Below are 18,687 nucleotides of genomic sequence, written 5' to 3' on the forward strand. Positions count from 1 at the left end.
ACAGTTTGTCACCCCCGAGGTTGGGACTTATGCTTCGATTTTCGGCACAGCGGATTTGGCCGGTTGTTATCGGCGGGTTGTTTATAGCGGCGTTGATTCTCATACTGGTCCGGGAGCGTCCCGCCGACCGGCCGGATCATTTACCCTGGCGGCCCGAGCGCGTTTCTTCCGACCAGCGACCTGACAACCAGCGCGTGTTGGCCGGCCCCGCGGGAGCCGTACGCAACGCTGATGGCACCTTTGGCAAGGATCGGATCGACCCGGTCAAACTGAACGGACCGATTTTTGAGGGGTGGGATGCCCCCGCCCCCCCGCGGGCGGTGATTTTGCTGTCGGGCGCGCAAAACGGCTATATTGAGCCTTGCGGCTGCGCTGGACTGGAAAATCAAAAAGGGGGGATGAGCCGCCGTCACGAATTGATTATCAGCCTGGTACAAAAGAAATGGCCGCTCGTGGCGATCGATGCCGGCGGATTGGTTAAGGAACAAAGTTTTGGCAAGCAGGCCGTGCTAAAGTACACCGCCGCCGTGGCTTCCTTAAAGGCGATGAAATACTCGGTGATCGGCTTTGGAGCGCCTGAACTGCGCTTGCCCGTGGACGAGGTTATTTCTGTCACCGCCCAGGATGGCGCGGAGCCTAGCCCCTTTGTGTCCGCCAATGTCGCGCTATTGACTTTTGCCGATCAATTGACCGATCCCGCCCGTGTCGTGACGGTCAACGGGCTAAAAATTGGCGTAACTTCCGTCATTACCAAACAGGAATTTCAGCAGCTCAATAATCAAAATTTGGAATTCAAACCCCCCGCGACCGCCCTGGCCGAAATTGTTCCGACCCTGGTCAAGGCAAATTGCCAACGCCTGATCCTGTTATGCCATGGCGAGGAAAAAGACGCGGTGGAACTCGCTCAAAAATTTCCCCAATTTACCGACATTGTCATCACGCAAGGCTCGGACGAACCGGCCGCACAGCCCAAAACCATCCCCGGCACCAAAACCCTCTTGTTAGAAACGGGCCATAAGGGAATGTTTGTCGTGGCCCTGGGCCTATATGACAATCCCCAACAACCGGTTCGCTATCAGCGCGTCCCCTTGGATGCCCGGTTTGGCGATTCCCCGGCGATCACCCAAATATTTACCACCTATCAAGAACAACTACGCGATCTGGGCCTCAAGGGCCTGGGGCTGGAAAAATCCCCGCCGCATCCCAGCGGGCGGGCGTTTATCGGGTCGGAGGCGTGCGGCGATTGCCATACCAAGGCCTACAAGATATGGAAGGATTCCGGCCACGCCGGGGGAACGGACACGCTGGTGGAGCTGACTCCCCCTCGAATTCATGATCCCGAATGCCTGAGCTGCCATGTGACGGGCTGGGATCCCCAACGTTATTTTCCCTACACCAGTGGATATCTGGGTCAAAAGGAAACTCCCTTACTCGAAGCCAATGGTTGCGAAAACTGCCACGGCCCGGGAAAAAAACACGCGCAAGCGGAGTTGGGCGAGACTCAACTGACAGAGCAGCAGATTGGCGAATTGCGAAATAGCATGAAAGTCACATTGGCCGATATGAAAAAGACGGGGTGCGCCCAGTGCCATGATATTGATAACAGTCCCGCGTTCAACTTTGAGACCTATTGGCCCGAGGTGGAGCATTACGGGAAAGATTAACCCTCGAGGTTAATAATCCTATCAACCAGCCAATCGCCAAAAAACAACAGCCCGTGGTATTCGCCAGATAGCCTTATAGTTCAGGCTAAGGGCAAAAACCACGGGCTGCGTTATGAATCCAAACTTAATTTGGATCAGTGGTCAGTAATAATTTTCAATCCTGGGCAAAAGGGTAAACTAGGCGGCTTTGCGTCGGGCAAAAGCCACGCCCCCGGCAACCGCCAATAAACCCAGCATAATGGCCGAAGGTTCTGGCACTGGCAGGGGAGCCACGGCAAAACCGCCGGTAAAGTCATAAGGGGTGGCGGCGGGACCGACGATTGCGCCGTTGGTCGTGGCACCCGTGGCCAAATCCACATCATATAGTAAATAAGCGCCTCCGGCCGTGGCGGTTCGTTGAAAGACGGCAAAACCGCTGTCGCCTACCAACGAGGTGTCTGTGTTACCGGGGATGGTGTAAATATCAAAGCCGATACCACTGAGGGCGTCAATGGTCACGCCAAAAGGCCCGACGCTAGTCACCGTGCCCGCGTTTGGCGGATTTTGAATGAGCAATTCGTCATTACGCGAGTCCATGTCAAACAAGGTGGTAGCTCCCCCAATGGTGGGATTGTTGTTGATGTAGGCGGCTCCGTCCACAAACGGGGACGCACCACTGCCAAATAGCAACTGGCCATCCACCCCGGCAATGCCGCCGGTCGCGGAATGCAGCCGCAAATTGGATCCGCCGCTGGCCACTAACCGAATGCGCATGCTGCCGTCCGACATTTGCAGCGTCGTGGGGTTAAAGTCAAAGCCGAACTTTTGATTGCCTAATAAATCGTAACCAACCCCGGTCGAGGTAAAGCCCGCTCCGACGGGCGTCGCCACCGCGGTGTTTAGGTCGATGGTATACAATTGCGAGGTATTAGGCCCGATATCAATCGCATACAGCGAGAGTGAACCAGGGCGAAAGTCGATGGCTTCGGGGATGGAATTCAGCGCGATCCCGCTGATCACGCCCACGTCGTTCACCACCGACGGCGTATTAACATCAAACCAAAACAGTTTGCCCGTGGAGTCCACGCCATAGGCCTGTTGGGCCGAGGCAGTCGCAGTCCAGCAAACCAAAGCGCAGAGTGTCAAACCGACCCAGGCAAGTTGTCGCAACATGTTGTCACCTTACTCAATTGAAGTAAAAAAGCAGAAACTTAGAAACGCAAAACCAACAGCTTCTAGAAACTATGCCGAACCAAACCAATTCTTGAAATTCAGTAGCTGCTCAAAAATACAGACGTCGAATCCAAATAATTAAACACTAACGGCGCTGATAAATGCCTGTTTCCAGGGTGCCAAGTTAAACAGAATCTAAAACCTGGCTAGCTGCCTGTCAATGATTTCGTCGATTAAATATTTGTAAGTCTAGACCGCTTTCTTGGCCTGATAGGCTTTTAGCGTCTTTTGCAGTTCTTTTTTTAGCTCTTTCTCGTCCGCGGGGACTTTTTCCACAGCCTGGGACTGAAATTCGATGGCTTTGTCCACATTACCCTTTTCATAATGAGCGCGGGCGAGGGTGTCCAAAATTTCCGGGGCCTCCCCCTTGGCCACGGTATTGGCACGCTCCGCCACTTTCAGGGATAGGTCCAAATCCCGTTCGGACAAGTCCTCGGTATCGAGAATCGCCCAAGAGATTTCGTTAAGGGTTTCGGCGTCATCCTTGTATTCCTCTAGCAATTTGTCCCCCATTTTGTAGGCTTCCGTGGTCGCATCCATCTCGATGAGGGTCAAAAATTTGAGCGCATTGGCTTCTTTGGCGGCATCGGGTTCCAGCTTAACTAGTTCATCGATCGCGGCCAGGGCCTCGTCCGGTTTTTGACCTTCGATCGCGGCGTCTAATTTATCCTGGATTTCTAGCAATTTGCGATTCTGGATCGCCGCCGCCAGGTATTCACTTTTGGCTTTTTCTATATCCCACTTTTTTTCTACAATTTGCGGGAGTATCGGGGCGAGTTCATCGGGATGGCCAATCCAGGCGATTTTTTGGTTTTGGACGACAAACACCACGGGGATGGAATCTTGTTCGGCCGCGTCCAGCCAATTGAGCGTCATGGCCCCTTCCTCTCCTTCCTCCATGTCATCTAACGCCATGGAATAAGTCAGCTTTTTACCCAGTTTTTTTACAAAATCCGCCGCATCTCCTGATTCATCCTCCGAAATGCAAATACCCAAAAACACCACTCCCTGGTCGGTGAATTTTTGCTGCAATTTGCTCAACTCGGGGATCGTTTTTTTACACGGTTCGCACCAAGTCGCCCAAAAGTCCAGAACGTAAATTTTATCGGGGGCAAATTCCGTTACTTTCTCGCCGTTAATCCATTCCGCGACGGCGATTTTTGGAGCGGGTGCACCCGGAAGGAGGTGAGGCTCTGGTTCGGCGGCGCTGCCTTGCGGCAAACCGTAACCCATGCCCACTACTGCCATCACACCCCAGATGATCCCCATGAGATAGCGAAACATGTGCATCCTTCCTAAAAAAGCGGGAAAAATCGCGGTTGGAATTCTAGCTGCGTGTCGTGGGTAGGGATAATTGTAACGCTGTCTCAGATAGAATTCACTACCGCTGAAAAAACACGAAACGCAAAGGGATTGCGATTTTTAGAGTCAAAAATCAAAACCGGGTGAATTTTTACAGAATTCTGTAGCAATTGACCGGGGTCTTGCTGTATGATCACCAAAAGGGAATTGTTGGCTATTCTGTCGGCATTTTGCCCAAAATTGTCGGGACTTTGGACGTTTATTCAGGTCCCATTGATTGGTAAACCATCTGTTTACCGATGGATTCGTAGGGGAATCACACGGTTGGCATTTAGATGTTTTGCGGGATGAGTAAGTCGGCTCCGCGACTGGTAACTCATCGTATTGCCCAGACATCAATTTTCCGGGGGAACATATTTATGCGCTCGACTCGTCATGCCTTTACCTTGGTCGAATTGCTGGTGGTGATTGCCATCATCGGGATTCTGGTTGCTTTGCTGTTGCCTGCCATTCAGCAGGCGCGGGAAGCCGCCCGTCGCACCGAATGCATCAACAACTTAAAGCAATTGGGATTAGGTTTTCAAAACCACCTGTCCGTGAATAAGTTTTACCCCACGGGGGGCTGGGGTTGGTTGTGGACTGGTGATCCGGATCGTGGCTACAACACGCGTCAACCAGGCGGTTGGGCGTACAACGTGTTGGAGTTTTGCGAGGAAAAAACCATTCGCAACCTGGGCAAAGGTTTAGCCGCCAACCAAAAGCGGGCCGCCGCGACAAAGGCCATTCAATCCCCTTTTACAATGTTGTTATGTCCAACGCGCCGCACCAAAGTGCTCTTTGCGTTTAAGCTTGGGACATTGTGCCGGAATTGCGACAATGCCAATCCTCCACTGGTGGCTCGTTCCGATTATGCCGCGAACGCCGGGACGCGGTTTGCAAATAACGAAATCGGCGAAGGCCCCGGTTCGCTTACCGACGGCGATGCGACATTTTTTAATACTGGCGGTTGGGCTGATTACATCAAACGCTGCGATGGCGTTTCTTATGTTCGTTCCAAAGTTACCGTCAAAAATGTCACCGATGGAACTTCCAAGACGATCGCCTTGGGCGAAAAGTTTTTGGATGTCAGTAAATACGAATCGGGCGATGATCCCGCCGACAACGAGCACTGCTACGTCGGTTTTGACAACGATATGTTCCGCACGGTCTTTAATCGCAGCGACAATGACCCGCGCGTGGATTCAACCAATAACATCGATACCCGCAATCGATTTGGTGGTCCGCATACGTCCACTTGGAATGCCATGATGACCGATGGGTCGGTGCAAACCATCAGCTTTGACGCCAATTTTGAAATTATTCAACGTTTGGCCTCGCGCAATGATGGCAAAACGGTCGCCGTGCCCAAGTAGCCCCCCTCAGCCTTCGTTTGCCAGCTTCTAAGCTCTATTGCCGTAACTCCACACCCAGCGCATGCCGCTGGGTGTTTTTGTTTGCTAAAATAGGCGTAAAAAGTAACAGGACCGGAACGAGTACACATTTAGAACTTATAAACCGCCAAATCTCTGACCAACCACGCCGCCATGGAAACCCACAGCATTCGCTTGCGCGGTCCGTGGCTTTTGACTCCCCTGGCCCAGCCTTGGGAGTTATCCGCCAGCCAGGGGAATGAGCGCGCCGGAGGTCTTTCCGCTCCGGTGATCCAGCGGCTGCCAGCGGATTGGCGGGATGTCCTGGGGGCAGGGTTTTTAGGCACGGTCGCTTATGAACGATCCTTCGGCCTGCCGTCAAATCTTGCTCCGGGCGATCAGGTGCGGCTGGTTTATGATTTTGCGCCTGGTCAATCCGCGGAAGTACTCCGTCTGCGCTGCTGGTTGAATGGGGATTTGCTGGCGGATGAACAGCGCGGGACGGGCTATGTTTGGCAGGTGGCTGGCAAATTGATATCGAGAAATCATTTGCGTTTGGAAGTTACTCAAACGCCTGTCCCCAAGGATGCGCAAGCAATCGAAGAAGCGCGGGGTTTGACGGGTGTGGTGCGCCTGGAAATTTGCCCCGCGGGAGCATAAATTTATCCCGCTTGGCTAGCGTTATGTATAGCCCACTAGGTAGGGATAGTCCCGCCTTTATGCATGACCGCGTCAGGCGGAATCCGCGCCGCCGCGCATCTCGGCGATCCGATCGCGCAAGCGGGCCGCTTCTTCAAATCGTTCAGCCGCGATGGCCTGTCGCAGTTGCTCTTGCAAACCTTCCAGCACCGCGTCCGCGTCGAGTTTGATGGGGCTGGCGGAGGGACCTTCCCGGCCTGGCGCCGGGCGACGCCCCGCGGGACGTGGCTGTCCCGGTGTAAAATCGCCAGTGGGCGTAGGAGTTTGGGACACATTCGCCGGGTCGGTTCCACCCGGGGGCGCGGATTCTCCTGGCGGGGGCAACTCGCCGGAGGCCAGCGGAGGAGGCAGTTTTTGGTCCCGTTTGTGCCGCCATTCGGTTTGCAAGCGGATCAAATGCTGCAACTCAAAAAACTGCCCCGCTTTGTGTTGCTGTTGGTATTGCCGCAAAAATTCCTCGATGCGTTCGATGCCGCTGGCCGCCACTTGGATCGCGGCGTCAAACTGCCGCAACTCGACCAAGGGGGCGGCGACCGCCTTGGTATGCATCATGACCAGATAGGGACGCCACTGGTCAAATTGCAGTTTGTCGCTGTCCTGCCGGGCAAATTCCCGCACAAATGCCAGCAAATCCAAATTCCGCCGCGTATCCCGAGCACATAACTCAAATAGCCGCAAATGCCAAAAGCCCAGGTAACGGTGGTAATATTGCATTCCTTCGCGTAGCAGCAGCTCGCAGTCCGAAGTCTCTAACATGTATGGCGCGCCGTCCGGACTAGCGCTGTCATGGGCTTTTTGGCGGGACTGCAGATAAGCCAGGTAGGATTCACTACCGTGGGGTCGCAGTCCATCCGGGCGGCCGTGTAATTCCAATTGCAACAGCCCCAGGTCGTTGCGGATTTGCATTTTGTCCTGGCCATCCAGGCCGCGAATCATGCGGACCGTGAATTTTTGCGGATCAAATGGCCAATCTTCGAGTATCGGCTGCAGATCTTTGCTCACAACTTCTGACCTTGGAAAAATACACCCGCCCTACGGCTGGATTTGGCATGCGGCCCGGCCTGGGGGAAAAGCCTTTCCATCGATAGTAAAATCTTATCGTAGTCCCCAGGGCCAAATTTGCCCACGGGTCAGCCACGGGCAAAAATTTTTGAAAAGTAATTTTGAAAAGGTCGAAAATCGCTCCACAATGAAAATTCGCCCCGAATTTAGCGCGGGGCGGAGTTTTAATGAGATATTACAAACAGACCCGCGGAACGGGGGCATCATCCGTGATGCTGAAATCCAGGATGCCGCGGCGTCGGGCTACTCTTGGACGTTTTCCCGCTGCAAGGGTTCCATGGTTTTGGTATTGCGTTCCACGGCTAAAACGACAGTCCGTTGTTGCACGCTGTCTTTGCTATTAGCCACGATGGGGATGACCTGCCGCCGGTTGGGAAAATCCATCCGCACGTTAAATGAGCCGTCGGAATGGACGGTGATCGGTTCCCCCTGCATGGTGATCGTCGCGCCGGGGGCTGCGGTCCCATGCACGACAATTTCCGCCTCTACCTGCAGGCGAAATTCTCGATCGCGCGGCACCAGGGTCTCGGTATGGGGGGTACGGGAATTCATGGGCCGGCGAAGCCGTTCTTCAAAGACTTCGCGCAAATCACCCGCCCCATTTTCACTGTAACCACCGCTCAAAGCGTAGATTTTCTCGCAATTTTCAGATATATCACCCCAATGAGTGTCCAGGCTGTCCCCCTGTTGCGCCGGGGGAGTTGAAACCGTATTGCTGCGGGCCAGGCAAAAAAACTTTCCTTTGGAGGTGAGATAACCAATTTCCAAACGATAAGTCTGGGGTGGATCGTTGACGTCGATATACCAGTTTTTTACGCCACCATGAATCGGAATATCACGGGAAACACGTTCCGAAGAGGTGCTAGAGTTGGACGTGCTGAGGGTGATGACCCGCAAGATGGGCCGGACCGTATGCCAGTCCTGGGCCAAGGCCGCCTGGGCGCGTTGCACTCCCGCGGGGGTTAATTCCCAACTGGCATGCAGCCAAAAGGGCCCGCGAACCATGACAATCAAGCGATCCTTGGCGGGGGTCGCTGGCAAACGTTGGTCGTGAATGGCTAATTTAGCCACGGAGGGAGTGGTAGGGGGCAAAGCGGCAACCACCGCTTTATCTGTGGTGGATTTCGCAGGGGGGGCCTTGGTGGTCGAGTGGTCGTTCTTGGCAAATCCGTTCTTGTGATGACCGTTTTTTCCCACTGTGGAATTTTTAGTTGCCGGGGAACTTTTTGGCTCGGATGGGGAGGTAGAAGGAGAGGAAGCCAAGTTCTTGTAATCCCACTGCTTCGTTTTTGCCTGCTCAATTTTAGTTAAAATCTTCTGTTTTTTTTGCTCGTTTTGCAGCTTTTGCACGACTTTGGTGGTAGCCGCCACCGACCGGCTCGATTTAACAGAAGCGGCTCGACCGACGGACGCTCCATTGACAGTTGACCCACTGACTAATCCCCGATTGATACGTCCCGTCGAGGGGACACGCCCACCTGCCGTACTAGGGTGGCTGTTTGTCCTTTTGGAAATGGCGGGTTTCTTGGTGTGCGTGCCATTTGCAGGCTTTTCTTTGGCGGTTGACCGCAAAATAGCCTTTACAAGCTCATCCTTACGCATCTGATTCCAACCAGAAACGCCAGCACGCTGCGCCAGACGGGTTAGGTCTTTGAGGGTTTGGGTTTTGAGGGTCGCCGCGGTCATGGGAAGGATCCTTGCGGGACAAAATCGATTTTTTGCGGGAGCGTCACTTTATAGGTGACTCCACCCAATACGATCGGGAAAAATCGTCCCTGACCAAAGAACATCCACTTGGCGAGATCCCTTCAGCCAAAGTGAAAACACGGTACATGGCGGTAACAGGTGTAAAGTCAAAACCCGTATGGCTGAATGACTTGCGTTGATTCAGCGCCTGTCGTTAGTACGCTGTAACACGCTCGCTGGTTCAGTCGTTATGGCGGGACATTCTCACGCGGAGAATGCGTGGATTTTGACTTGCCCCCAAACTGTCATACGTAAGCCTGTAACTTATTAGGCAGTCATGACTTGCAAAAAATCCCCATTCTTTGCCAGGATGAATGTGGGAAGGAACTGCTAGCAGTCCCTCGCCGTTGCCTCACTCGTAACGCAGCTTTTAACGCATCTCTTGCACTGTAACAAATTTGCCGCTGAAAGTAAATCATTTTGTACAAAGAACTCACAATTAGCCTAAAACCCTGCCCAGGCCTGGTTTTTATCCGGTTATTTGCGCGAAGTGCGAAAAATTGATGTTAAGCTCCAGGTTTTTAGATTAGCACAAAAAATTGAGGGGACTGGCCGCTCGTACCTTATTGAATTTAGGGGAAATAAATTATTGGTTGGCTTTTAGTAAATCTAATGATTTCAATGACTTACGTAAACAATCCAGATTTTGTGAAAAAAATCACAAATACTCATTGACGCTCTCGGCGGAGAGCATTAAATTGCTGTCAAGACAGTTGTTTGTTGAATTTGCAACCATTTTTGCTGCTCTTTGGCGATCTGGACCGTTTCCCACGGGTCCACGATCCCAATACCCATTTGCCGCAAAAGATGGCAATTGCCTTATTTAACAAACCGCAAGGTGTGTCGATGGCCCCTTCCCCTCCCGCTCCGCGTAGTCCCCTGGCGGATGGTTTGGAATGGGCGGCCAGAATCATGGCTTGTGCCTTGCTGATGGTTGGCCCCGCGGTGTTTGGTGGCTGGCTGGATTCGATTTGGCAAACAAAATTTTTGTTTTTGGTTGGAATGTTACTGGGATTGGTGCTGGGTGGGGGGGCTTTGTTGGTCATGACCGGGGGCAAGCAGCGTTCCATGAAAGAGCGCCCCATCAAGCAGCGGCCTAGCGGCGAATTTCAGCCAGAGGCGGAAAGATCCAAACCGCAACCGCTTGATCCGCTTGGTGACGTTAAACCTCCACCAGCAAGTGAACCGCCGGGGGAAAATTGATTTGGCGGCAAGTTTCATAAGCCGGGTTTGTGAGGGTTGCCGTCGTTGACCCAGCGGTTTTTTGCCTTTATCGACCAGACTCGGTTATGTTGCGCCGGTTGATAATTGCCTGGGGGGCGCTCGCCATGAGTGCGGTGCTCAGTTATCCCTTGATCACGGGATTGGCCTTTAACGGTTTTGGGTTAAATAGGCGGGAAAACGTCAGCCCGGGTGTATGGGTGGTTGGCTTGATTGCGGTCGGTATTTGCCTCTTGACGGGAGGGGTGGCGTTGGGGATTACCGCGTTGCGTCCGCGGGACGCGCGGGGAGTCTCCTACATCCTGGGGGCGATGCTGTTGCGGATGTCCGTTCCTTTGCTGGCTTTGGCGATGTTGTCGCAAAAATTAGATGAATTGGGCTTGGTAAAGTTTTCTTTACAGTTGGTTCCCTACTACCTGATTATGCTTGCCATAGAGACGTTGTTATCGCTGTGGATTGGAAGCGCAACGGACGCCGACACGGCGACTGCCAGCGGAAAGGAGCTGTCCCATGGCCGCTGACCCACTCTTGCACATTAAGGACTCGTACTACTTCGAAGTCCCCCGCTTTTTGTGGCAATACACCAACATCAACCAAATTCCCCAGTGGCTGCGCGACTCCCACGCCGACGACCACTTTACCCTCGCCGATTATCAAGAACACCTGAACGGCAAGATCATCATCCCGCAGTTTTTTGGCACGCCCAAGAACCTGTATGAGCCGGGGACGGGCTTTAGCGTCTCCAAGTTCATGATCATCATGTTGGTCGTGGCCTTGATCATGATCTTTTTGTTTACCCGCTTGGCCCTGCATATTCGGTCAGAGGGGGCTCCGCGCGGGCGGTTGTGGAATCTGCTCGAAACGTTTGTGGTGTTTTTACGCGATCAAGTGATTCGCCCGGCGATTGACGGCGGACACGACGATCATGGGCATGGAGATCACGCGGCGGATGGTCATGTGCACGATGACCCACGGCACGCGGAGTTGGTGCCAGCAACGGCAGGGCACGGCCACGGAGCGGTTGCGGCCGGACATGCGGTCGGGGGTCATGCCGCGCACGCCCATCATGCCCGCGAATCCGATAAATTCCTGCCGTACCTGCTGACGCTGTTTTTCTTTGTATTGGGTTGTAACCTATTTGGCATTTTGCCGTGGTTAGGCTCACCCACCGGGATGTTTACGGTCACGCTTGTTTTGGCTGGTTGCACGATGTTAGCGGGTTTGATAGGTGGGATCATGAAATTTGGTCCGCTGGGTTATTTAACGAACTTGGTCCCTGGAATGGACTTGCCAATTTACATGGCAGTGATACTAAAGCCGTTTATATTTGTGATTGAGGTCTTTGGATTGTTGGTCAAGCATGGCATCTTGGCGGTGCGGCTATTGGCGAATATGGTGGCGGGGCACTTGGTGATTGGTGGGATAATGGGGCTAATAGTCGCCGCGGCGGCTTCCAGCAGCGCGTTTAGTTATTGGCTGACGGTGGTCATAGTGTGTTTCGGCAGCATGGCGTTTTTCCTGCTAGAGTTATTCGTGGCTTTTTTGCAGGCATACATATTTACGTTTTTGTCGTCGCTGTTTATCGGCGCGTCGATTCATAAACATTAATAGCCTCGGCAATACCGTGGCTGGCGTGCGATTTCTTTCCTTTTTTGCCTTAGGAGATTTGTCCCGTGAACAAGATTGCTCAACTGTTGTTGGTGGTGGCTTTGGTGACGCTGTTTGCCGTTCCGGCGATGGCCCAGGGAACGGCCCCCGTGGCCCCGGCACCGCTGATTGATTTTTCCAAATATTTTGGCGCGGGATTGGTGACGGTGGGAGCTGCCTATGGCATTAGCAAGCTGGCTTCTTCCGCTTATGAGGGGATGTCCCGCCAACCGGAAGTCGCGGGTAACATTCAGACCGCGATGATTATCGCCGCGGCGTTGATTGAAGGGTTTACGTTCTTTGCGTTGTTTATCTGCTTTAGCTAAGCGGATCGATGGTGCTTGACTGGGCGTTGATCTTTTCCTTTATCACAAACACAGGACTGACATGACCAAGCGTGCCTGGGATTGTGTGTTGTCACACTGGACTTTTGCTAGTTTGGCAATGGTTCTCTGGATTGTTGCCTTTTGCCCTGGTTTTGCCGGATTGGCAGCAGGCGCAGAAGATCCGGCCGCCTCAACTCCGGCCGCCTCAACTCCGGCTGCCGAGGCCACGGATAACCATTCAAAAACGGAAAAGTCCGATGTCGCGGGCCATGGCGGCGATGCGAAACATTCCACGGGCCATACCGCCGGCGGTCATGATGACCACGCCCATCCCGGTCACAAAGGGATGGGCCAGGCGCAGGCGGTCGATTGGCGGAGCGATCTGGCGATTTACTCGTTTGTGGTGTTCCTCTTGCTGATGGCCGTTTTGACCAAGTTTGCCTGGGGACCCATTAGCCAGGCCCTTGACCAGCGGGAGGAGAGCATTGCCGACAATATCGCCAGTGCCCAACGAGCCGCCGCCGAGGCCAAGTCGATGCTGGGCGAGTACGAGGCAAAGCTAGCTAACGCGGCCGATCAGGTCCGCGCCATGCTAGAAGAAGCCCGCCGCGACGCCGAAACGACCAAGGGAGAAATCATCAACGAAGCCAAAGTTGCCGCTCAACAAGAGCACGATCGGGCTTTGCGCGACATTCGCACCGCGACTGACGGCGCGATGAAGCAATTGGCCGAAAAGAGTGCGGATTTGGCCACGGAACTGGCGGGCAAAATGCTGCGGGCCCAAATGAACAAGGCCGACCATTCCCGCCTGGTGCAGGAAAGTCTCGCCCAGTTTGTCGCGGGCTCCGCCAGTAATAACTAAATTTCCGACCTTAAAAAAACCAATGCGGCCGGAGTGTCACGTCGAGAATCGTTTTTTTGATGCGCGGCGTGTCCTGATTTTTCTCGGATGATGGCAACGTCACCCCCGTATAGCAGTCAACTTATCGTTCCATGAGCAGCGAAGCTACCAATTCCGCGCCCGCCGAAAGTATGCACGCCGATAATCCCGATGGCGTGGCCGCTACCTATGCCAAGGCGCTCTTGGGCGCTTGTTTGGCAAAGAACGAGGCAGCGGCGGTGGTGGCGGAGTTGGATTCCTTTGTGGCGGATGTCTGGCGGCAGCTTCCCCGGCTGTCGGCGATTTTATCGTCCGGCTTGGTTGCTCCCGATGAAAAAGCGGCCCTGTTGCAAAAGTCGTTGGGGAACAAGGCTTCGCAGACTTTTATGAATTTTTTATTGGTTTTGGCGCGGCATGATCGGCTGGCCAGCCTCCCCGCGATCCAGCGGGCGGTACGGGCCCAGCAGGACCAGGCGGCGGGGCTGGTCCGCGTCCGCGTGACCACGGCCGATCCCCTCGAGGCGGCCCAACTGACTCAATTACAGCAGACCCTGACCGGTCTGCTGGGTGGTAAACCCGTTTTAGATAATCACATCGATCCGAATATCATCGGCGGACTGGTTTTGCGCGTCGGAGACAAAGTCTTTGACGGTTCGCTGGCCATGCAGCTCGATCGTGTTCGCCAACAGATGATCCAGAGGAGCGTCCATGAAATTCAAAGCCGACGAGATCGCTTCAGTACTGCAGAAGGAAATTGAGCTTTACCAATCGCAAATCGACGTGCGCGAAGTGGGTCGCGTGCTAGAGGTGGGCGACGGTATCGCGCGGGTCTACGGACTCTCCGGCGTGATGGCCGGTGAAATGGTCGAGTTTCCCAACGGTACCGCCGGGTTGGCCTTCAACCTGGAGGAAAACTCCGTCGGGGTGATCATTTTGGGGGATTACCTGCAAATTCGCGAAGGGGACGAAGTCCGCTCGACCGGCCGCCTCCTGAGCGTGCCCGTGGGTGACGCCGTCATTGGCCGGGTGCTGGACCCTTTGGGCAATCCCCTTGATGGAAAAGGTCCGGTCGTCACCAGCGAGCGCCGTCCGGTCGAAACCAGCGCCCCCGGCGTGGCCGAGCGTCAGCCCGTGCGCGAGCCGCTGCAAACCGGCATTAAGGCGATCGACGCCATGACCCCCATCGGTCGCGGCCAGCGGGAACTGATCATTGGGGACCGCAAGACCGGCAAAACAGCCATTGCCATCGACGCCATCATCAATCAAAGGCACAGCGGCGTGAAGTGCTTTTACGTGGCGGTCGGTCAAAAAGAATCGACCGTGGCCACGGTGATCGAGGCTCTTCGCCAACAGGGGGCCATGGACTACACCACGGTCATTGTCGCCGGTGCCAGCGCGCCCGCCCCGTTGCAATACATCGCTCCTTACTCCGGGACCGCGATGGCCGAGTACTTTATGTACAAAGGCGAACACGCACTGATCGTCTATGACGATCTTTCCAAACAAGCCACAGCGTATCGCCAGTTGTCGCTGTTAATGCGGCGTCCCCCCGGACGCGAGGCCTACCCCGGGGACGTGTTTTACGCCCACAGCCGGTTGCTGGAGCGTTCCTCGAAACTGAGCAAGGAACTCGGCGGCGGCTCGCTTACCTCGTTGCCGATCATTGAAACGCTGGAAGGGGAAGTTTCAGCCTATATTCCCACCAACGTGATCTCCATCACCGACGGCCAGATTTACCTGCAGCCGGATTTGTTCTTTGCCGGGCAACGGCCCGCCATGAATGTCGGTATTTCGGTATCACGCGTGGGTGGGGCCGCCCAAATCAAGGCCATGAAAAAGAAAGAAGTCGCGGGGGGGTTGCGGTTGGCCCTGGCCGCGTTTCGCGAGTTGGAGGCCTTTGCCCAATTGGGGACCGACCTGGACGCGGACACCCAAGCTCGCCTGGACCGTGGTTACCGGATGGTGGAACTGCTCAAGCAGGGACAGTACCAGCCGATGAATGTGGTTGATCAGGTGATGAGTATTTTTGCGGCCAATCAAGGGCATTTGGACGCGATTCCCCGCAATGAGGTGGCCGCCTGGGAAAAAGGCTTTTTGACCTTTATGCGGGATCAACACCCCGAAGTGGTCAAGCAAATCACCGACAGCGGCGACCTGGGGGAAGCGACCGTGACCGCCATTAACAACGCTATTCAGCAGTACCAGCAACAATACGCCAGCAAGAAAAAATCGGCCTAGTGCGATGGCACGGGTTTTAGCGCGTAACCCTGTAAACACCACCACAGGCTTCACCACTGGAACTTCATTTTTAATTTTTCATTCTTAATTTTTAATTCACCCCGTACTCATGGCCAAAGCCCGCGCTCTGGATAAACGCCGCAAGTCCGTCAAAAACATCCGCAAAATCACGCGGACGATGGAGTTGATCGCGACCGCCCGCTTTAAAAAAGCGATGGACCGGGCCAGTGCCGCCACGGCGTACACCCGGCGGATTACCCAGTTGGTGGCCGACCTGGCCAATGCCGGGTTAAAGGTTTCGCATCCCCTGCTAGAGGAACGTCCCGAGGTAAAGACCGCGCGGCTGCTGGTCTTGACCGCTAACCGCGGGCTGTGCGGTGGGTATAACGGCAACGTGGTGCGGCAGGGATTATCCCGTTGGGAGGAGCTTCGCTCGACGCTCCCCGCGGCCAAACTAGAGATATCTGGTAAACGGGGAATTTCCGCGTTTAAGTTTCGCGGCCATGCCCCGGATTTGACCTATTTGCACTTTGAGGACAAGCCTAGCTTTGCCCAGGTGGAAGAACTGGCCAACCGTTACTTAGAGGAATTTTTGCGGGGAGAGCTTGACCGGCTGGACGTGGCCTACATGCGGTTTGAGGGGATCGCCCGGCAGACAGCCGTGGTGGAGACACTCTTGCCCTTGGGCGCCATTGCCGGGGCCGCCGCCGCCCAACCCGCCGCGGGGGCCACCACCGATTACGAATTTTTACCATCGGCGGAAAGTATTTTAGAAGAAGTCGTTCCCACCAGCTTTAAGATCAAGCTCTTTAAGTGCTTTCTGGACGCCGCGGTAAGCGAGCAAGTCGCCCGCATGACCGCCATGAAGGCTGCGACCGAAAACGCCGGCGATTTGATCAAAGCGCTGGGTACCGCCTACAACCGCGCCCGCCAAAGCCAGATCACCGGCGAAATCATGGAGATCCTGGGGGGTGTGGAGGCCCTCAAGGCCAAATAAACTGCCGCTGGATCGACACAAATCACGTACATCACACATCTTTTCATAACGTTCCATTAGCGACTTTTATCCTATGGCCACCGCAACAGCACCCACACCCAGCACCGCCAAAAATATCGGACGCGTCACGCAGGTCATCGGCTCCACGTTTGACGTGGAATACGCCGAGGACTCCCTGCCGGCCATTTATAACGCCGTCACCATTGCCGGCAAGTATAAGGGTCTGGATCTCAAACTGATGGGAGAGGTCCAGCAGCACCTAGGCGGGGGACGGGTCCGCTGCGTCGCATTGGGAAGCACCGACGGGCTGTATCGTGGCATGGAATGTGTCGACACTGGCGCGCCGGTGTCGGTTCCCGTGGGAAAGGCCACCCTGGGCCGAGTGTTCAATCTGGTGGGGGAACCCATCGATAATCGCGGCCCCGTCGCGGCGGATGAACGTTGGCCCATTCACCGCGATCCTCCCTCGATTACCGACCTGTCGACCAAGACCGAACTCTTTGAAACCGGTATCAAAGTGATCGACCTGCTGACGCCATTCGTCCGCGGCGGCAAGGCCGGGCTGTTTGGCGGGGCCGGTCTGGGAAAGACGGTTATTCTGACAGAGCTAATCGCTCGTATTGCCAGTAAGCACGGGGGTTACTCGGTCTTTGCGGGGGTCGGTGAACGAACCCGCGAAGGGACCGACCTGTGGCTGGAAATGCAAGAGACCAAAATTGGCCAGACGGGCCGTAGCGTTATCGAACAAACGTGCATGGTCTTTGGCCAGATGAACGAGCCGCCGGGAGCGCGCTTGCGGGTGGCGTTGTCAGCGCTGACCATGGCCGAATACTTCCGCGATTCGACCGGGGCGGATACGCTGTTGTTTGTGGATAACATTTTCCGCTTTTCACAAGCCGGGTCCGAGGTATCGGCTCTGTTGGGCCGGATGCCCAGCGCCGTCGGTTACCAGCCGACCTTGGCGACCGAAATGGGTGCCCTGCAAGAACGAATCGCGTCCACAAATAAAGGGGCGATTACGTCGGTGCAGGCGGTTTACGTTCCCGCGGATGATCCGACCGACCCCGCCCCCGCCACGGCATTCGGCAATTTGGACGCGTTTTTGTACCTGGAACGCTCTATTTCCGAAAAAGGGATTTACCCCGCGGTCGATCCGCTGGCCTCGTCCAGCCGGATTCTCGATCCGCAGTACGTGGGGGCCAAGCATTACGACGTGGCCCGCCGCGTGCAACGCACGCTTCAGCGCTACCGCGAGTTGCAGGACATCATCGCGATCCTGGGCGTGGACGAACTAAGCGAAGAGGACAAACTGGTCGTGCATCGCGCCCGCCGGATGGAGCGGTTCCTGTCGCAACCGTTCTTTGTGGCGGAGGTGTTCACCGGCAAATCCGGCGAATACACGTCTGTCGCGGATACCATTCGCAGCTTTGAGGAAATCGCCGATGGCAAGTGGGACCACCTGCCGGAGCAGGCCTTTATGTACGTTGGCCCGATCGAACAAGCGGCTGAACAAGCCTCCAAGATGGGTAAGAAGTAGCTCGCTGTGACGGCCTTCAAAGAGCCATGTACATTGCCAGCAGAGAAAAATTTCCATTGTAATTCCTGCGGGAGAATGGCATTTGTTCCTTGCGGGCCAAAGGCATTTGATCATTGCGGGCCAAAGGCCCGACCTATCCCAGCCTAGGGCAAGCGCAGCGTCGCCCTAGGTAAAGAGTAAACCACCATCGGTAGGGCCAACGGCCCGATCCATTAACCTTAACTAGATTTCAGAGTAGTTAAGCCCAGTACCTCGGGCGCGAGTGATTGCCGACCTCTATTGACAGCTACTTTTTATATTCCCACATTAACTTTTTGCCGACTGTTCACATTTTTGACCCATGGCCAAAGCCCAATCCATCCAGGTGATCGTGGTCACGCCCGAAACCACGCTCCTTGACACCACGGCCGAGTTCGTGGCGCTCCCCTTATACGATGGCGAGCTAGGCGTGGCCCCCGGGCATGCCCCGTTTATTGGCCGCCTGGGTTACGGCGAGTTGCGGGTGGCCCAGGCAGGCGGGGGACAAAGCTACTACGTGGACGGGGGTTTTGCGCAGGTGGCCGGGGATGTGGTGTCGCTGCTGACCAATTATGCCGCACCGGCAGCGCAACTGGACTTGGCCGCCGCCCAGCGACAATTAGCCGACATTACCGCCCGTCCGGCCAAAACCGACGAACAGATTCAGGCAAGGCTGAAGGCCCAGGAACAAGCGCGGGCCAAGATTCGCCTGGCGGGAAAACGGTAGGC

General features: G+C 55.1%; 17 protein-coding genes. 13 read left to right on the forward strand and 4 right to left on the reverse strand.

Annotated features, from left to right (window positions below; translation table 11 throughout):
* The first annotated feature begins 29 nt into the window (after positions 1-29).
* Positions 30-1,664, forward strand: coding sequence for a multiheme c-type cytochrome (locus SFX18_17145; GenBank protein ID MDX1964879.1), 1,635 nt, complete (start codon positions 30-32; stop codon positions 1,662-1,664).
* 177 nt (positions 1,665-1,841) lie between these two features.
* Here the strand turns inward: SFX18_17145 and SFX18_17150 are convergent, their stop codons facing one another.
* Positions 1,842-2,816, reverse strand: coding sequence for a DUF4394 domain-containing protein (locus tag SFX18_17150; GenBank protein ID MDX1964880.1), 975 nt, complete (start codon positions 2,814-2,816; stop codon positions 1,842-1,844).
* A gap of 249 nt (positions 2,817-3,065) precedes the next feature.
* Positions 3,066-4,160 carry a redoxin family protein gene (locus tag SFX18_17155; protein MDX1964881.1) on the reverse strand — a complete coding sequence of 365 codons (1,095 nt, stop codon included), beginning with the start codon at positions 4,158-4,160 and terminating at the stop codon, positions 3,066-3,068.
* 437 nt (positions 4,161-4,597) lie between these two features.
* On the opposite strand from SFX18_17155, the gene SFX18_17160 reads away from it, so the two are divergent.
* Positions 4,598-5,590 carry a DUF1559 domain-containing protein gene (locus SFX18_17160; protein MDX1964882.1) on the forward strand — a complete coding sequence of 331 codons (993 nt, stop codon included), beginning with the start codon at positions 4,598-4,600 and terminating at the stop codon, positions 5,588-5,590.
* A gap of 171 nt (positions 5,591-5,761) precedes the next feature.
* A complete protein-coding gene (locus tag SFX18_17165; GenBank protein ID MDX1964883.1) occupies positions 5,762-6,247 on the forward strand; it encodes a hypothetical protein in 486 nt (161 codons plus the stop codon).
* A 72-nt stretch (positions 6,248-6,319) separates the two neighbouring features.
* Here SFX18_17165 and SFX18_17170 read toward each other — a convergent pair whose 3' ends face one another.
* Together SFX18_17170 and SFX18_17175 are read right to left on the reverse strand one after the other, a co-directional pair.
* Positions 6,320-7,288, reverse strand: a complete 969-nt coding sequence (locus SFX18_17170; GenBank protein ID MDX1964884.1) for a UvrB/UvrC motif-containing protein — start codon at positions 7,286-7,288, stop codon at positions 6,320-6,322.
* Positions 7,289-7,591: 303 nt separating this feature from the next.
* The gene (locus SFX18_17175; protein MDX1964885.1) at positions 7,592-9,034 is read right to left on the reverse strand and encodes a DUF4912 domain-containing protein; all 1,443 of its coding nucleotides are present in this window, start codon (positions 9,032-9,034) and stop codon (positions 7,592-7,594) included.
* A gap of 777 nt (positions 9,035-9,811) precedes the next feature.
* Here SFX18_17175 and SFX18_17180 point away from each other — a divergent pair.
* The 10 genes from SFX18_17180 to atpC all read left to right on the forward strand — a co-directional run bounded on the left by SFX18_17180 (position 9,812) and on the right by atpC (position 18,685).
* Positions 9,812-10,297, forward strand: a complete 486-nt coding sequence (locus SFX18_17180; protein MDX1964886.1) for a hypothetical protein — start codon at positions 9,812-9,814, stop codon at positions 10,295-10,297.
* An 86-nt stretch (positions 10,298-10,383) separates the two neighbouring features.
* Positions 10,384-10,836, forward strand: coding sequence for a hypothetical protein (locus SFX18_17185; GenBank protein ID MDX1964887.1), 453 nt, complete (start codon positions 10,384-10,386; stop codon positions 10,834-10,836).
* A complete protein-coding gene (locus SFX18_17190; protein ID MDX1964888.1) occupies positions 10,826-11,923 on the forward strand; it encodes a F0F1 ATP synthase subunit A in 1,098 nt (365 codons plus the stop codon). The genes SFX18_17185 and SFX18_17190 overlap by 11 nt, the downstream gene beginning before the upstream one ends.
* A 65-nt stretch (positions 11,924-11,988) precedes the next feature.
* Positions 11,989-12,288: an ATP synthase F0 subunit C gene (gene atpE / locus SFX18_17195; GenBank protein MDX1964889.1), complete on the forward strand. Its 300-nt coding sequence runs from the start codon at positions 11,989-11,991 to the stop codon at positions 12,286-12,288.
* Between the two features lie 61 nt (positions 12,289-12,349).
* Positions 12,350-13,150: a F0F1 ATP synthase subunit B gene (gene atpF, locus SFX18_17200; protein ID MDX1964890.1), complete on the forward strand. Its 801-nt coding sequence runs from the start codon at positions 12,350-12,352 to the stop codon at positions 13,148-13,150.
* Positions 13,151-13,281: 131 nt separating this feature from the next.
* Positions 13,282-13,926, forward strand: coding sequence for an ATP synthase F1 subunit delta (gene atpH, locus SFX18_17205; GenBank protein ID MDX1964891.1), 645 nt, complete (start codon positions 13,282-13,284; stop codon positions 13,924-13,926).
* Entirely contained in the window at positions 13,877-15,406 is a 1,530-nt protein-coding gene (atpA, locus tag SFX18_17210) for a F0F1 ATP synthase subunit alpha (protein MDX1964892.1), read from the forward strand. The genes atpH and atpA overlap by 50 nt, the downstream gene beginning before the upstream one ends.
* A 109-nt stretch (positions 15,407-15,515) precedes the next feature.
* Positions 15,516-16,403, forward strand: coding sequence for an ATP synthase F1 subunit gamma (gene atpG / locus SFX18_17215; GenBank protein MDX1964893.1), 888 nt, complete (start codon positions 15,516-15,518; stop codon positions 16,401-16,403).
* 73 nt (positions 16,404-16,476) lie between these two features.
* Positions 16,477-17,940 (forward strand): F0F1 ATP synthase subunit beta, encoded by a 1,464-nt coding sequence (gene atpD, locus SFX18_17220; GenBank protein MDX1964894.1) that lies wholly within the window; start codon positions 16,477-16,479, stop codon positions 17,938-17,940.
* 340 nt (positions 17,941-18,280) lie between these two features.
* Positions 18,281-18,685 carry an ATP synthase F1 subunit epsilon gene (gene atpC, locus SFX18_17225; protein MDX1964895.1) on the forward strand — a complete coding sequence of 135 codons (405 nt, stop codon included), beginning with the start codon at positions 18,281-18,283 and terminating at the stop codon, positions 18,683-18,685.
* Positions 18,686-18,687: the final 2 nt, after the last annotated feature.

It is taken from the genome of Pirellulales bacterium, assembly GCA_033762255.1.
Classification (GTDB): domain Bacteria; phylum Planctomycetota; class Planctomycetia; order Pirellulales; family JALHPA01; genus JANRLT01.

Bases quoted from the DNA above. Each gene is read 5' to 3' on its own strand.
- SFX18_17145 (MDX1964879.1), top strand. From the start codon at position 30: ATGCTTCGATTTTCGGCACAGCGGATTTGGCCGGTTGTTATCGGCGGG.
- SFX18_17150 (MDX1964880.1), bottom strand. From the start codon at position 2,816: ATGTTGCGACAACTTGCCTGGGTCGGTTTGACACTCTGCGCTTTGGTT.
- SFX18_17155 (MDX1964881.1), bottom strand. From the start codon at position 4,160: ATGTTTCGCTATCTCATGGGGATCATCTGGGGTGTGATGGCAGTAGTG.
- SFX18_17160 (MDX1964882.1), top strand. From the start codon at position 4,598: ATGCGCTCGACTCGTCATGCCTTTACCTTGGTCGAATTGCTGGTGGTG.
- SFX18_17165 (MDX1964883.1), top strand. From the start codon at position 5,762: ATGGAAACCCACAGCATTCGCTTGCGCGGTCCGTGGCTTTTGACTCCC.
- SFX18_17175 (MDX1964885.1), bottom strand. From the start codon at position 9,034: ATGACCGCGGCGACCCTCAAAACCCAAACCCTCAAAGACCTAACCCGT.
- SFX18_17185 (MDX1964887.1), top strand. From the start codon at position 10,384: ATGTTGCGCCGGTTGATAATTGCCTGGGGGGCGCTCGCCATGAGTGCG.
- SFX18_17190 (MDX1964888.1), top strand. From the start codon at position 10,826: ATGGCCGCTGACCCACTCTTGCACATTAAGGACTCGTACTACTTCGAA.
- atpF (MDX1964890.1), top strand. From the start codon at position 12,350: ATGACCAAGCGTGCCTGGGATTGTGTGTTGTCACACTGGACTTTTGCT.
- atpH (MDX1964891.1), top strand. From the start codon at position 13,282: ATGAGCAGCGAAGCTACCAATTCCGCGCCCGCCGAAAGTATGCACGCC.
- atpA (MDX1964892.1), top strand. From the start codon at position 13,877: ATGAAATTCAAAGCCGACGAGATCGCTTCAGTACTGCAGAAGGAAATT.
- atpG (MDX1964893.1), top strand. From the start codon at position 15,516: ATGGCCAAAGCCCGCGCTCTGGATAAACGCCGCAAGTCCGTCAAAAAC.
- atpD (MDX1964894.1), top strand. From the start codon at position 16,477: ATGGCCACCGCAACAGCACCCACACCCAGCACCGCCAAAAATATCGGA.
- atpC (MDX1964895.1), top strand. From the start codon at position 18,281: ATGGCCAAAGCCCAATCCATCCAGGTGATCGTGGTCACGCCCGAAACC.